Below are 14,142 nucleotides of genomic sequence, written 5' to 3' on the forward strand. Positions count from 1 at the left end.
TGCGATACGTGCTGGGTCGGGTCGGTCGGATACATCCGTCTAAGTGTGCCCGATATCTGCTGGGGCGACCACTTCCACTCGAGCAGGGTGAGCACGACTCGCCAGCAAACGCTTTGCGGGCAAAGCTTGGCGGGGCGGCGACCAGCGCTACGGCGGGAGGCGCACAGCGCTTGAGCAGGCACTGATGCGTAGCCAGCAGGAGAACTGTTCCGTGTCAGTTCACGGCTCACGGTGGACGGCGAGCGCCCGAGCATTCGGGCCATGGCCCGAATGCTCACATCCTGCAGTCGTAGGCTTGCGATGGCGAGGCGTTCTTCAGGTTGAAGGTGCTGGTATGAAGTAGTTTTGTCGGGCATTGCAACACCTTATACGAGATAGGTGTTGCACCTCGCTTTTGAGGCCGCCCTACTTTAACTACGGCACGCACGTCCGATCACAATTGGAGCGCCGAATCTGCTCGGCTACAAGCTTAAAAATATACTGCTCATGCTCAATTGCAAGGGTCGCAGCTCCTGCAACATATTGCTTGCGCATCTCATTGCATTATGCAACGGTCCGTCAGACCTGCCCTCTATAGTTGAATATCAATCCCGCCGCGTCATCAGTACTCCATACATATAAGCAGCATGTGATTCGTAAGGTTTCTGTAGCATAGAGAAATCTATCTAGAACCTTTGACCATCGTGGATTACACTGTTCATGCTATGTTTCTTAATGCATGGCTTGACTCACAAAGTCACAATAGTGCGGACTTTCGTCCATTACTTATGCACGTGTCCGCCGGCGCCGAGCGAATATGATCGCTCCGTGAATCGTTTCGCCTTGCTTGTTTGGCCCGCGCCTCGGCTCTCGCCGCAAAACTCTATAACAACGGCTGCTGATGGCTTTTCTCTCTCTCGTCGCCCCTCCGCGAACAGCGGTAAACAGAGTCTAACTACGGCATTCTTTTGACTTACTTTTGATGGGGCGCCGAACCTAATCCGGCCATAAGCTCTGTGCTGTGATCTCAAAGCGTCCGATTGGCTGGCAAGGAGATTATTGTGAAGATAAAGAATTTAAGCATCGCTTCGGCAGCGGCCGTTGCGCTTCTCTCGCTCAGTGGTGCGGCGCATGCCGACGGCGGCCATGACGGTGATCACGACGGTGGTCATTGTTCCAACGAAACGCTAAGGGGAGCGTTTGCTTTTATTGGCCACGGAGTGATTCTTGGGTTGATAGGTGATGATGGTACCGTGCATCCGTATGCGACGCCGTCGATCCTCGATGACGTCGCTTTGGTGACCTTCGACGGCGTGGGCCATTTCACGCGCACAGACTTCGGCGTCATCGGCGGCCTGCCGAAGGGTGGGCAGACTACGTTCAACCCGTACCAAATGGGCGCATATACGGTGCACCGCGACTGCACCGGCACCATGAAGATCATCTATACCGCCGGGGGATCTGTGCCAGCCGGTGTCGAGACCGATCTGAACATCGTTGTCGCGTCGGACGGCACGCTCGTCGAATCCGTGGTCTACCGCGCAGTCACTGTGGCTGGCTCTAGCGCAGACGGTGCCGTAAAGTGTCCACCCAATTGCCAACAAGGTGTGCAAGAAAGCTTTGAGGGGAAAAAGGTCTCGGTTTTCGGCTTCCGGTAGTCAAGTGCATTCGGCGAAGGCGGCGGGCAAGGATGGCAGAGCGCATCGCCGCCGAAGACATAATCGTTCGAACCATAGGTTCTCGGGCGTCGATCGCGACATTTCAATCGTCGACGCAAGTCCGTTGCTCCACAGAGAGCGAGCCTTCGAGCGTGACAAGGCCTGCTCACGACGTCAGCGCAAAGTCTTCTGGCTCGATGTAATGGAACCCGAGAGACTGCAGACCGCTCTCGTTTGTAGGCGATGGCTTGCGTCGCAATTGAGCGATAGGAAGCACATTTGCCTCTTCGCCTCGGTTGACTAGTCGACTGCGTCACTGATTTGGCACCGGGCGGATCCGACGCGAAGGATCGTCATACTTCCACTTGATCGGCTTCGGATTTTTGTTGTGCTCGCGAATGTAGTGCATGAGTTTGCGATCCAAGTCTTTTACTGAAGTGAAGATGCCGCGGGCGATCACATCACGCTGGATGCGCGAGAACCAGTTTTCCACCTGATTAAGCCACGACGAGTAGGTCGGCGTGAAGTGCAGACGTACGTTGCGATGCGCATTGAGGAAGTTGGCCACCCGCTCCGTCTTATGGCTGCTTACGTTGTCACAGATGACATGGATTTCTCTGCGTTTGGGCTGGCTGGATACGACGTCGGTCAGGAGCGCCACGAACTGTTCGCTGGTGTGGCGCACCACCGTTTTGCCCAGCACCTCGCCGGTCGCAGTATTGAACGCCGCGAACAGGCTGAGCGTGCCATTGCGCTTGTACTCGAAACCGTGACTCTCGGCGTGCCCTGCCGACAGCGGCAGCATCCGGTCCTTGCGGTCGAGTGCCTGAATCGCGGTCTTCTCGTCCACACAGAACACCGCTGCGTGCGCCGGCGGGTTCAGATACAGGCCGATCACGTCGGCCGCCTTGGCCTCGAAGTCCGGGGCGTTGGACACCATGTGCCGCTCCAACTGTTGCGGCTTGATGCCGTGCTTGCGCCAGATGCGCTGCACGGTCGAGACCGACACGTCACCGAGCGCTGCCGCGAGCTTATAGCTGCTCCAGTGTGTCGAGCCGTCGGCGGGTTTGTGCTTGAGAGTGTGGTCGAGCACCCGCGCCTCAAGTTTGGCTGGCGGCTGCTTGGGAGTGCGCCCGGGGTGCCGGGCGTACATCCCGGACAGTCGCTCGCTAAGAAAGCGCCCCGACCAGCGTGCGATGAACCGCGAGTCGCAACGCAGTGCGCGCATGATGCTGTCGCGCGATTCGCCGTCCTCGAGCATCAGGATCAACTTTGCGCGTCGTACGTCCGCTGCACGCACCGTTCGGCTGCGCGCCGCCGACAACAGTTGCTCGCGTTCGGTCTCGGTCAGGTTCATCTTGCCCATGACCCGTATCTAACAATAGACGGGGTGCCAATTCAATGACGCACTGCACTAGTTGCCAGGTTGTGCTGCCCGCCGGGGCGGTCCCCGGAGCGACGCCCTATTCGCCGGATTCGTGTGGGCAAGTTGATCTACGTTTCGTCTGCAGACAGATGCCGTTCTCAAGAAGATCCCCTTTCCCGTGTCGCCCGATCCGCATGATGCGCATGCTAATGAACCTGATGCAGAACGCGGTCTCTACGGCGTCGCCGGACTGGAAGTGCGGACGTGCACGGATCGCGAGGCGGATACGGCATGCGTCGTGATCGCGGATCGCGGCAAGCGGCTCGGCAGTCAGGATCCGGAAGCGCTCAAGCAGCCGTTCAAGCGCGGCGGCGGCGAAGGTCAGCCGAAAGGCACGGACCTCGGCCTCGCGATCGTCGGACGCATTGCGTGGCTGCACGGTGGCACACTCGAATTGCGCGCGCGAAGGCGGCGGTGCGGAATCGCGCATCGTTCTGCCGCTGGCCAGCTAGCATCATTCGGGATCGGCGATCGCCTGTTTGTCATCGCCCTCGATCGCCGTCTGCGCCTGATCGTCGGCGACCGACGATTCGCGTGCGAGCGGCGCGATGGCGTGCAAGGGCACCATCGGCTGCGTGCGCGCGTTCACGCCGGCCGGACTTGGCTCGTTGTCGTGAATCAACGCGCGAATACGCGGATAAATATGCCGTTCCCAGCGCTTGCCGTTGAATACGCCGTAATGCCCGACGCCCGTCTGAACGTGATGCGCCTTCAGATACGGCCGCAGCTTGTCGCACAGATCCTGCGCCGCGAGCGTCTGCCCGACGGCGCAGATATCGTCGCGCTCGCCCTCGACGGTAAATAGCGCCGTGCGCCGGATCGCCGACGGATCGACCAGGCGGCCTCGCACTTCGAGTTGTTTCAACGGCAGCGCGTGCCGCTGAAACACGGTATCGACGGTCTCCAGATAGAACTCCTCGGTGAGATCCATCGTCGCGAGGTATTCCTCGTAGAAAACGCGGATCGCGTCGGCCTTCGCAGGCTCGCCCTTCGCGCGCTGATGATGCATCTCCTGGAACGATTCGATGTGCCGCGCAAGATTCATCGACATGAACGCGCCCAGTTGCACGAAGCCGGGATAGACGCGCCGCATCGCGCCCGCAAAGCCGAACGGCACCATGCTGATCAGATTGCGCTCGAACCAGTCGATCGGCTTGCTTTTCGCAAGCTCGTTCACGCGTGTCGGATTCACGCGCGTATCGATGGGACCGGCCATCAGGGTCATGCTCGCCGGCTCGGCGGGATGCCGGTCTTCGGCCATCAGCGCAACCGCCGAGAGCGCCGCGACCGTCGGCTGGCATACGGCGAGCAGATGCGCGCGCGGCCCGATCGTCCCGATGAAATCGATGATGTGCTGCACGTATTCGTCGAAGCCGAAGCGGCCATGCATCAGCGAGACATCGCGTGGATTGCGCCAGTCGGTGATATAGACGTCGTGATCGGCGAGCATCGTCTGCACGGTGCCGCGCAGGAGCGTCGCGAAATGGCCGGACATCGGCGCGATGACGAGCACGCGCGGCTGCGCGACGGACGCATCGTCCTTGCGGAAATGGAGCAGATCGCAGAATGGCGTCGAAGCCGTGACTTCCTCTACGACGCGTGTCGTTTTGCCTTCGACTTCCACCGGCGCGATATCGAACGGCGGGCGCGCGTGCGTGAGCCCGGCTAGCGCGATCTGTTCGCAGAACGCGCCAAGATCGCGGCCTTGCGGCGTCTCGCCCATCTCCTTCCATCCGCGCAGCGCGCCTTCGACGAGCGAGGCGGCGTGGCGCATGGGCAGCATGGAGTCGGACCAGAGCTGGTAGCCCGCGTAGGTGTATGGATTCATGGCCGCAAAGGAAGGCAATAGCCATGCCATTCGATGTACCTACGACCATCGCGCGGTCGTGCAGTTGGCATAGGCTTTGCACCGATGCCATCCATGAGCGCGTTTTGCCGCGCTTCGGTGCTTGGGCGCACCGCGCTCGATCCGTCTTGGTGCACAACGCGCGAGGAACACTCATGGGGAACGCCACGCTCACCATCAGCAGCAAGAACTATTCGTCGTGGTCGCTGCGCGGCTGGCTGCTGACGAAGTTCAGCGGACTGCCATTCGAGGAAGTCGTGATGCCCGCAGACGATCCGGGCGCGCGCGCCGAACTGCTCCTGCTGTCGCCGTCGATTCTCGTGCCGTGTCTCTTTCACGATGGCATTAAGGTCTGGGACACGCTCGCCATCGCGGAATATCTGAACGAAGTGTGCCCCGATGCCGGTCTCTTGCCGAAGGAGCGCGCCGAGCGGGCGCACTGCCGCGCGATCTGCGGCGAAATGCATTCGGGCTTTGCCGCATTGCGCTCCGCCCTGCCGATGAACCTGAAGGCGCACTTTCCCGGCTTCAAGGTATGGGCGCGCGCGCAGACCGACATCGGAAGGATCGTGACGATCTGGCATCAATGCCTCGCGCAGTATGGCGGACCGTATCTGTTCGGCGAACGAACGTGCGCGGACGCGATGTTCGCGCCGGTCGTCACCCGCTTCGTCACCTACGACGTGAAACTCGACGCCGATATCGTCGGGTACGGCGAGCGCATTCTCGCGATGCCGGAGATGCGCCGCTGGATCGCCGATGCGCGACAGGAAGCCGAAGAAATCGACGAGTTGGATATCGAGTTCTGAAAGGGCCACGCGCGTCTGTGAATTTATACAGAAGCTCGCCCGATGTGCGTTGGTAGCGCCGAATAGTCTTGGCTATCATCCGCGCGAACTACTCTCGTTGACGGCGTTCTGCCCGGACTTCGCACGTGGCCGCTCAGGCGGTACCAACATCTCCTTTTCTATGTAAACCGCGAGGCCCACGTCGAAATCCGTCACGGCGACGGGCGCGTTTGTCGCGAAGCGACGCGAAAGGGCGAAAGGGCGAAAGGGCGAAAGGGCGAAAGGGCGAAAGGGCGAAAGACGCCTGAATAACCGATGACAATCTCCTTCGATAGAAGGGAGTTCCAGTTTGCCTCTCGCCAACGGCGCTACCGACCCGCTGCCGCCGGTCGCGAGGCCCGGGCATGCGAGGACTGCTAACAGACTTTGAATATGACGCCCCGGCTTTCTGCGGGCGTCACCGCGAGCCGCGACCGTCGAGCATCCTGAATGGAGGTTTCAGCTCATCTTCCCCGTCTAACCGGGCGATTGCCCAGTTCACGGCAAAAAAGGATGCCGCTCTTTCGGAAGCAAATCGGCCAATACCCTCATAAAGCTGTTGTTGCCCTTGCGGGTCGCGGATCAAAACGCTCGAAGAAAAAACACCATCCAGCTCATTTACTATCGGACGAATGATCGCGCCGTGATAGTGCATTTCCATAGACAATTTCCCTCTCGGGTTTTGAGGGTTCAGACACAGGACTGCCGCCTCAGGCGAGCGCCAACTTGGCGTCTGCCCGAGCCTTGATTTCGGGCAGCCACTGCGGTACGGAATGCAGATCCGAAATCTTGCCGGCCTTGCCGACTTGGCCCGGCACATCGTGACCGAGCATGGCCGGAAGGCGACGACCACAGGCGATCAGTAGGTCCAGATCCACATTGGTCTCGTATCCGCTGAGAGCCAGCATGTGTGTCAGATCTTCGGTGCAGATATTTCCCGTCGCGCCGGGCGCGTACGGACAGCCGCCCAACCCTCCCAACGAGGCGTCGAAGCGATCGACACCGGCCTCCAGCGCGGCTATCGCGTTGGCGAGTCCCATGCCACGCGTGTTGTGAAAATGCAGGGTGAGTTCAGTGCTGGGCCAGCGTTGCTTGAAAGCAGTGCACATAAGCTGCACCTGGGTAGGATGCGCCATCCCAGTGGTGTCGCAGAGCGTGATGCCGTCCACGCCGAGATCGACGAAGCGATGCGCCCAGCCAAACACCTCGTCCTGCTCGACCACACCTTCCATGGGGCAGCCGAAGGCGCACGACAGCGACACGTTCAAGGCCACGCCGGTCGGGCGTGCAAACTGGATGACCTCAGCGAGCTGTGAAAAGGACTGCTCTCGCTTCATCCGCAGGTTGGTCAAGTTGTGCGTCTCGCTCATCGACATGACGATGTTGAGTTCGTCGGCACGGCAGACCAGTGCGCGCTCGGCGCCGCGCACGTTGGGCACAAGTACGGTGTAGATCACGCCAGGGACACGCTCGATGCCCTGCATGACAGTCTCGGCGTCCGCAAGCGCAGGAATTGCCTTGGGCGATGTGAACGAAGTGACCTCGATCTTCGCGAGCCCCGTTCGGCTCAACGTATTGATCAGACCGATCTTTTCGCTGGTAGGAATGAATTTGGGCTCGATCTGGAATCCGTCGCGCACTGCGACGTCCTGAATGTAGACCCGCTTATTATTTCCGTGCTGCATTTGATTTCTCCGGTGACGGGTGCGCCTCAGGCAATCACGTGCTGCTCGCGCAGGTCATCAAGCTCCCCAGCGGTCAAGCCGAGGTCGCGTAACACTGCGAAAGTGTGCTCACCGAGCGCGGGCGCGGCCTCGCGAATCCGACCGGGTGTCCCACTCAGTTTCGGGACGACGCCGGGCACCTTCATACGCGTTCCGTCCTTCGTTTCTATGTCATGGATCATCTCGCGCGCCTCATAGTGAGGATCGCTCATGATGTCCGCCGCTGAATAAATTTTCCCTGCCGGAACACCTGCCTTCGACAGCACGGCTAATACCTCCTCTTGGGAGCGAACGGACGTCCACGCCTCGATGGCACTGTCAATTTCCTGGACGCCGGCGACCCGACCATCGTTGTGCTCAAACCGGGGGTCGTTGGCCAGGTCATCCCGCTCGATCGACTTCATCAGGCGACGGAAGATGCCGTCACCGTTGCCCGCCACCAGCACGTGGTTGCCGTCGTTGCAGCGGTAGGCATTCGTTGGCGCAATGCCAGGCAAAGAACTTCCCGTGCGCTCGCGGGTATGACCCATGAAATCTTGCTCTGGGATCAGGCTCTCCATAACGTTGAACACCGACTCGTAAAGTGCCACGTCAATGTACTGGCCCTTGCCGCCATGGACGTCCCGGTGGTAGAGCGCGAACATCGCGCCCATGACGCCGTGCAGGGACGACAGCGAGTCACCAAGACTGACTCCGACGCGCACCGGAGGACGATCCGGATAGCCTGTGACATAGCGCAGCCCTCCCATGGCCTCACCGATCACGCCGAAGCCTGGAAGGTCGCGATATGGTCCTGTCTGGCCGTAACCGGAGATTCGCAGCATGATCAGGCGCGGGTTGAGTGCCGACAGTGTCTCCCAGCCGAGATCCCAACCCTCTAGCGTGCCGGGACGAAAATTTTCGATCACGATGTCGCACGAACAGGCAAGCTTTCGAACGAGCTCACGCCCCTTCTCCGACTTTAGGTCGACCGCGACGGACTTTTTGTTACGCGATTGAACCTGCCACCAGAGCGACGTCCCTTGGTGCATCTTGCGCCATTTGCGTAACGGGTCGCCGGTAACGGGTGGCTCGATCTTGATGACCTCGGCGCCGAATTCGCCCAGGATCTTAGCGGCGAACGGACCTGCGATCAGCGAGCCCATCTCCAATATGCGAATTCCAGCCAGCGGCAGTGCTTTGTTTGTGTCCATGATTGGTTCGGATCGCGTTGTTGTTCAATAGGGCGTCGATCCTGACGGATCGACGCGCGATTCAAAACGCTTCGTCTAAGGATGGCCTGCGCAGGTGATCGACCAGGCACCGCGCCGCAGCCGGGAGCGCTACGTAGCTGCGTACCCCGATTACGAGTTCGCGATTCGCCCAAGGCTCTTCGAGCGTCACCATCCTGACGTTCAACGCCCTGACGAAAAGCTCTGCGCTGATCCTCGGTAAGATGCCGATGCCCAGGCCTGCTTCGACCATCAGGCATAGCGCGTCGAAACTTGTCACCTGCACGCGGATCTTCATGGGCCGGCTCGCGCGGCTCGCGGCGTTAGTCAGGGTGACGTTCATGGAACCGCCGGCATGCAGACCGACATACTGGAATTCCAGGGTATCGCTGAACGAGACCGCGTCTTTGGCAGCAAGCGGATGATTCACCGGGGTAATCAACACGAGGTCGTCAGCGCGATACGGAAATGTCTCAATCTCTCCGACGTGCGTGCCGGATGTGAATATCCCGATGTCGATAACCGATTCCGCCACAGATTTAGTGATCATCGAGCTGATCTTCTCCTCAAGATGCACCTCCACCAGCGGAAACTTGGCTAGGAACAAGTTCAACTCTGCCGGCAGGAACTGCGTGATCGCAGAGATGTTCGCGTACATCCGCACGTAGCCCCGCGTGCCGCTGGAGTAGTCACGCATCTGGAAATAAATATCATCCAGGCCGTGCAACACGTTGCGCGCGAGCCCGAGCAGCGCGATACCCGCCTCGGTGGGCAAGATCCCCTTGTTGCTTCGCTCGATCAAGTGTGTGTTGAGGATGGTCTCAAGCTCGCTGACCCGCTTGCTCACTGCAGATGGCGCGATGTGCTCACGTTCGGCGGCACCCATGATCGTGCCCTCTTCGACAACTCGAACGAATAGCCGCAAGGAGTAAGGGTCGAGCTTCATTTGTGCAGGCGTGGAAGTTGATAGTTGCGGTCACCGAATAATGAACGGGTTGGGGACTTCTTCTTGCGTCGACATCCAGACAGTCTTTTTCTGGAGATAGTCCCTGATCATGTCCTGCCCGCTTTCCTTGCCGATGCCGCTCTGCTTGTAGCCGCCGAACGGCGCCATGTAGCTCATCGCCCGGTAAGTGTTGACCCATACGGTGCCCACCTGCAACTGCGAAGGAAGCCGCAAGGCGCGGCGGTAGTCGCTGGTCCAAAGGCCTGCGGCGAGGCCGTAGTTTGAGTCGTTGGCTAAGGCAACCGCCTCTTCATCGTCGTCAAACGGGATGACCGACAACACCGGCCCGAAGACCTCCTCCTGAGCGATCCGCATCGAATTGGCGACCCCTGTAAAAATCGTGGGTTCGACGAACCAGCCCGCTTGTAACGCGGCTTCCTTCGGCTGCTTGCCGCCGATCACCGCCTCGGCGCCCTCCTGCTTCGCGATGCCGATGTAATCGAGGATCTTCGACAGCTGAGGGCGATTCGTGACCGGGCCCAACTGCGTTGTCGACAACATGGGATCGCCGAGCCGCGCGGTGCGCGCAAGACCGACCAGTTTGTCGACGAAATTGTCGTGAATGCTACGTTGCACGAGCAGCCGCGACCCTGCGACGCAGGTCTGGCCGCAGGCAGCGAAGATGCCCGAGATGACGCCCTTGACTGCGTTGTCCAGGTGCGCATCCTTGAAAACTATGTTGGCAGACTTTCCGCCCAGCTCGAGAGACACCTTCTTAAGGCCTTCTGCAGCAGTGGCATAGATCCGCTTGCCGGTCGTCTCCGAACCAGTGAACGCGACCTTGGCAACCAGCGGATGCGCCGCCAGCGGGGCGCCCACCTCGACGCCGAACCCGGTGACGACGTTCAGGACGCCGGCCGGAAAGCCGACCTTCTCAAAGATCTTGGCGAATTCCAGCATCGATGCCGAGGTGAACTCGGATGGCTTGATGACGAGCGTATTTCCTGCGGCCAGCGCCGGCGCGATTTTCCACGCGGCCAGGAACAGAGGTGAGTTCCAAGGAATGATAGCGGCGATGACCCCGAGCGGCTCGTATTGAGTGAACGTGAAATTGTCAGCCTTGTCGATCGGGATGACCGCGCCTTCGATCTTGTCTGCAAGGCCGCCAAAGTAGTAGTACCACTGCCGCAGGTATTCCGTCTGTTGGCTCATCTCGGCATAGAGCTTGCCGTTATCGCGCACCTCGATCTCGGCCAGGTGCGGCGCGTGTTCGCCCAGCATATCGCCTAGCGCACGCAGGAGTTGCCCGCGCTTGGAGGCTGTCATGCCGCGCCACTCGACAGAGTTCAGAGTGCGGTGAGCGGCGTTCACCGCACTATCGACGTCCTGCTGGCCGCCTCGCGGAATCAGACCCCACGGCCTGCCCGTGTAGGGGTTATCGGTTTCGAAATAATCACCCGAGGCGGCATCGACCCACTCCCCGCCGATGTACATCTGATACTTCTTCAGGTTTTCCATGCTGTCCTCAAAATGACGTAGATAACGAACCAGACTGCGCAGACGAGTCAGTGGTTCACCGACTTTGAATCGATCATGAACACCATGACGCTGCCAAGGACGCCACACGCCGCAAGTGCAAAGACTCCGCCGGTGGTGCTATGGGAGAACCCCTGCACGAGGCCAATCAGATACGGCGCAACGAGACCAGAGACACTCCCGATCGTGTTTGCGACCGCGAAGCCCGCAGCAACCGCAGCGCCGCCCATGAAGCTCGGCGGGAGCACCCAGAACTGCGAGATAGTAGTCAGCACTCCGGCAGTGCCGAACGTCAGCGCGACGAGCGAGATCGTCGTGTCGTGGGAATTAAGTGCGCTCACCAGCAGGCCCAATGATCCGATCAGGCCAGGGATTGCAACGTGCCAGCGGCGCTCGCGTCGCGCGTCGGAGCTCCTGCTGACCATGACCATCGCGATGGCGGCCGCGCCGTATGGCACGGCCGTCAGCAGCCCGACATTGAGCGGATCGGCGACGCCGCTCTGCTTGATGATGGTCGGAAGCCAGAAACTGATTCCGTACAGGCCCATCGTAAAGAACAAGAACATGATGCTCAGCAGCCAGATCTTCTTGTTCGCAAAGCCTTCGCGCAGCGAGTTAAGATGCCGGTGGTGTTGTTCGCTCTTGAGATTGGCGGCCAATATGGCGCGCTCTTGCGCGGTCAGCCACTTCGCATCCTCTACCCGGTCGTCCAGGAAAAAGAACGCAGCGACGCCAAGGATGAGCGAAGGTAGCGCTTCGATCAGGAACAGCCACTGCCAGGCAGCGAGGCCGCCGAGGTTGCCCATCGAGTGCAGGATGTACCCGGACAGCGGACCGCCGAACACGCCGGACATCGGGATCGCGGTCATGAACAACGCGGTGGCCTTAGCACAGCGCGACGGCGGGAACCAGTACGTCAGGTACAGCGCGACCGCGGGAAAGAAGCCGGCCTCCGCAACGCCCAGAAGAAAGCGGGTGATATAGAAACTAGTCGGCGACTTGACGAGCATCATCGCCGCGGAGACCAAGGCCCATGTGATCATTATCCGAGCGATCCAGCGGCGCGCACCCACCTTCATCATGATGAGGTTGCTAGGGACTTCGCACAGCAAATACCCGATAAAGAACACGCCGGCGCCCAGTCCATACGCGGCGTCGCTCAGGCCGAGGTCACTCATCATCTGGAGCTTCGCGAAACCGACGTTCACGCGGTCGAGGTAGGCCGCGACATAGCAGAGGAACAAGAATGGGATAATTCGCGCCGTGACCTTGGCGTAAGCATGCGACTGCTCTTCCCGTGTCGGTTCGTATTCGATCGCGTGGTTGTACATGACGTTGTCTCCTAGTGTTGTTCTCGCCTGCGTAAACTCGATACATCCACGCCCCTGAGTCGCCTGAAGTCCGATCGTTCAAGGGACGGCGATGCCGCTAAGTTCAACTACATCTCTGGCCTACGGTGCCAATCTCGTCAGGCGCCTGCCTCCAGATCGGAATAGGCAGGCATTTCCCGTCGCGCTGATCGCGGGGAATTGCACAACGTGCCCTCGACACTTTGTTGACAGACTCGTTCTGCGGGTTTTGGCAAGTCGGCCGTCAAGGTAGCGCGCAGCCTCGCCCGACGCGTTGCAGCGCCAACGACGGAAACTGGAGCGGTATGCGGGCAACACGTGCCGCCCGCATCGCAGGCACTATGATGGCGCGTGCGCACCCTCGACGATTGCGCGGTCGTCTTCGACCGGGACGGGCGCCCAGTTCATCGAACGCGTGAACTCGCCACGGGGCTTCTCGACCTCGCGCGGGGGATTGGCGCAGCGGTTGTAGGTGATGTAAGCCTGCCAGCGGCTGTCGCGAGACATGTTCACACCCGAACCGTGGATCGTTAGGCAGTGGAACAGCACCAGCGTGCCGGCCTTGCCGACGATGGGGATCGGCTCGGGGGATTTCTCCATCACTTCCTTCAGGCGATCGATCTGCACGGCGCGCTGTGGCAGTTGGTACGCGGCCTTGCTGTCGTCGAAGTAGTGATCCTGAAGGCCAAATTTGTGGCTGCCGGGAATGATGTAGAGCGCGCCCTGGATTTCCTTCGTGTCGCCCAACATCACCATGGCGGTAAGCAGGTCGTCGTCTGGATACCCGTCGTGCACCCAATAGCCATGATCCTGGTGCCACAGCCAACCGGTGCCCTCAAGCGCTGGCTTGACGTTGATCTTGGTGTGCATAACGTACACCTTGTCGTCGCCCAGGAGTTGCATGGCCGGCGCCAGGGTTTTCGGCGAGCGGCTCAGCGCCCGAATCGCGGGCGAGTAGACCGGCACAGTGTCGTCATGTGCCTGGAAGATCGAACGTACCGCGCCTTCGCGCTCGCGGAAGATTGTCTTGAACTCCACTTGCTTCAGGCGTTCGATCTCAGACCTAAGAGCGTTGACCTCTTCAGCGTCGAACACGTCCGGGATGATCAGAAAGCCGTCGCGGTGATACTCTGCAATCTGTTGTTTTGTAAGTTGCACTTTTGTCTCCGTTCTTAAGGGCATTGTTTACCAAGTAACCTACTGGGCGATGCCCGTTAGCCCAAGAATCACGTATTCAAGGAACATGGCTTGATGATGCATTTGGCTGTCTAATGATGTAAAGACGTAGATAGCGACGGAGCCATCTCCTGCGGAGATGGCAGTCCAAACTGGTTCAATCCATTCGTTGAGCTTCGTCGAAGAGTGTTATGAAGTTGAACACACCGAGCAACTGCCCCACTCCCCGGATTGCCGCAGTCCACCCAGTTCTGCGCTCGACAGCCGCTATCGGCAATCACGTTCTGGCTCGCCGCTACTCCCCAGGCACACGCGCGCTGGCGAGCGACGCCCGCGGAAGTTCAGCCGGCCTGAACGCTGCTGAGAATCTCGTCTGAACCCACCTCGAGAGGAACAAAATTGGTCGAGCGCACATAATCCGGTCGCGGCTGCTCGACCTGTTCAGGCTTGTTCTTCACCTGGTT

12 protein-coding genes and 1 pseudogene are annotated in these 14,142 nt (G+C 59.9%); 3 read left to right on the forward strand and 10 right to left on the reverse strand.

Going from position 1 to position 14,142, the window contains the following annotated elements; all coding sequences use genetic code 11:
* On the reverse strand, positions 1-356 hold a 356-nt coding region (locus tag AWB75_RS34985; RefSeq protein WP_143746647.1), incomplete at its 3' end, for a helix-turn-helix domain-containing protein.
* Positions 357-1,040: 684 nt separating this feature from the next.
* Between AWB75_RS34985 and AWB75_RS34990 the strand changes: the two genes are divergently transcribed.
* The gene (locus tag AWB75_RS34990; RefSeq protein ID WP_061128535.1) at positions 1,041-1,637 is read left to right on the forward strand and encodes a hypothetical protein; all 597 of its coding nucleotides are present in this window, start codon (positions 1,041-1,043) and stop codon (positions 1,635-1,637) included.
* A gap of 313 nt (positions 1,638-1,950) precedes the next feature.
* On the opposite strand, the gene AWB75_RS34995 is transcribed toward AWB75_RS34990, so the two are convergent.
* Complete coding sequence (locus AWB75_RS34995) at positions 1,951-3,012, reverse strand: IS630 family transposase (RefSeq protein ID WP_456061791.1); 1,062 nt, start codon at positions 3,010-3,012, stop codon at positions 1,951-1,953.
* A 289-nt stretch (positions 3,013-3,301) separates the two neighbouring features.
* On the opposite strand from AWB75_RS34995, the pseudogene AWB75_RS39385 reads away from it, so the two are divergent.
* Positions 3,302-3,409: pseudogene (locus AWB75_RS39385) on the forward strand (hypothetical protein); the annotation flags it as partial.
* A 108-nt stretch (positions 3,410-3,517) separates the two neighbouring features.
* Here AWB75_RS39385 and AWB75_RS35005 read toward each other — a convergent pair.
* Positions 3,518-4,891: a polyhydroxyalkanoate depolymerase gene (locus AWB75_RS35005; RefSeq protein ID WP_061128527.1), complete on the reverse strand. Its 1,374-nt coding sequence runs from the start codon at positions 4,889-4,891 to the stop codon at positions 3,518-3,520.
* 173 nt (positions 4,892-5,064) lie between these two features.
* Here AWB75_RS35005 and AWB75_RS35010 point away from each other — a divergent pair, with 173 nt between their 5' ends.
* A complete protein-coding gene (locus tag AWB75_RS35010) occupies positions 5,065-5,718 on the forward strand; it encodes a glutathione S-transferase family protein (protein ID WP_061128528.1) in 654 nt (217 codons plus the stop codon).
* A 436-nt stretch (positions 5,719-6,154) separates the two neighbouring features.
* On the opposite strand, the gene AWB75_RS35020 is transcribed toward AWB75_RS35010, so the two are convergent.
* From AWB75_RS35020 to AWB75_RS35050, 7 genes are all read right to left on the reverse strand, one after another.
* On the reverse strand, positions 6,155-6,397 hold the full coding sequence (locus tag AWB75_RS35020; protein WP_061128529.1) for a hypothetical protein: 243 nt from the start codon (positions 6,395-6,397) through the stop codon (positions 6,155-6,157).
* Between the two features lie 49 nt (positions 6,398-6,446).
* On the reverse strand, positions 6,447-7,421 hold the full coding sequence (locus tag AWB75_RS35025; protein ID WP_061128530.1) for a hydroxymethylglutaryl-CoA lyase: 975 nt from the start codon (positions 7,419-7,421) through the stop codon (positions 6,447-6,449).
* Between the two features lie 26 nt (positions 7,422-7,447).
* The gene (locus tag AWB75_RS35030; protein WP_061128531.1) at positions 7,448-8,653 is read right to left on the reverse strand and encodes a CaiB/BaiF CoA transferase family protein; all 1,206 of its coding nucleotides are present in this window, start codon (positions 8,651-8,653) and stop codon (positions 7,448-7,450) included.
* A gap of 61 nt (positions 8,654-8,714) precedes the next feature.
* The gene (locus AWB75_RS35035; RefSeq protein ID WP_061128532.1) at positions 8,715-9,617 is read right to left on the reverse strand and encodes a LysR family transcriptional regulator; all 903 of its coding nucleotides are present in this window, start codon (positions 9,615-9,617) and stop codon (positions 8,715-8,717) included.
* A gap of 30 nt (positions 9,618-9,647) precedes the next feature.
* Entirely contained in the window at positions 9,648-11,126 is a 1,479-nt protein-coding gene (locus AWB75_RS35040; protein WP_061128536.1) for an aldehyde dehydrogenase, read from the reverse strand.
* 56 nt (positions 11,127-11,182) lie between these two features.
* A complete protein-coding gene (locus AWB75_RS35045; protein ID WP_061128533.1) occupies positions 11,183-12,484 on the reverse strand; it encodes an MFS transporter in 1,302 nt (433 codons plus the stop codon).
* Positions 12,485-12,841: 357 nt separating this feature from the next.
* Entirely contained in the window at positions 12,842-13,660 is an 819-nt protein-coding gene (locus AWB75_RS35050) for a phytanoyl-CoA dioxygenase family protein (RefSeq protein WP_159462845.1), read from the reverse strand.
* Between the last annotated feature and the right edge of the window lie 482 nt (positions 13,661-14,142).

This window comes from Caballeronia catudaia (assembly GCF_001544755.2).
In the GTDB taxonomy this organism is placed as follows: domain Bacteria; phylum Pseudomonadota; class Gammaproteobacteria; order Burkholderiales; family Burkholderiaceae; genus Caballeronia; species Caballeronia catudaia.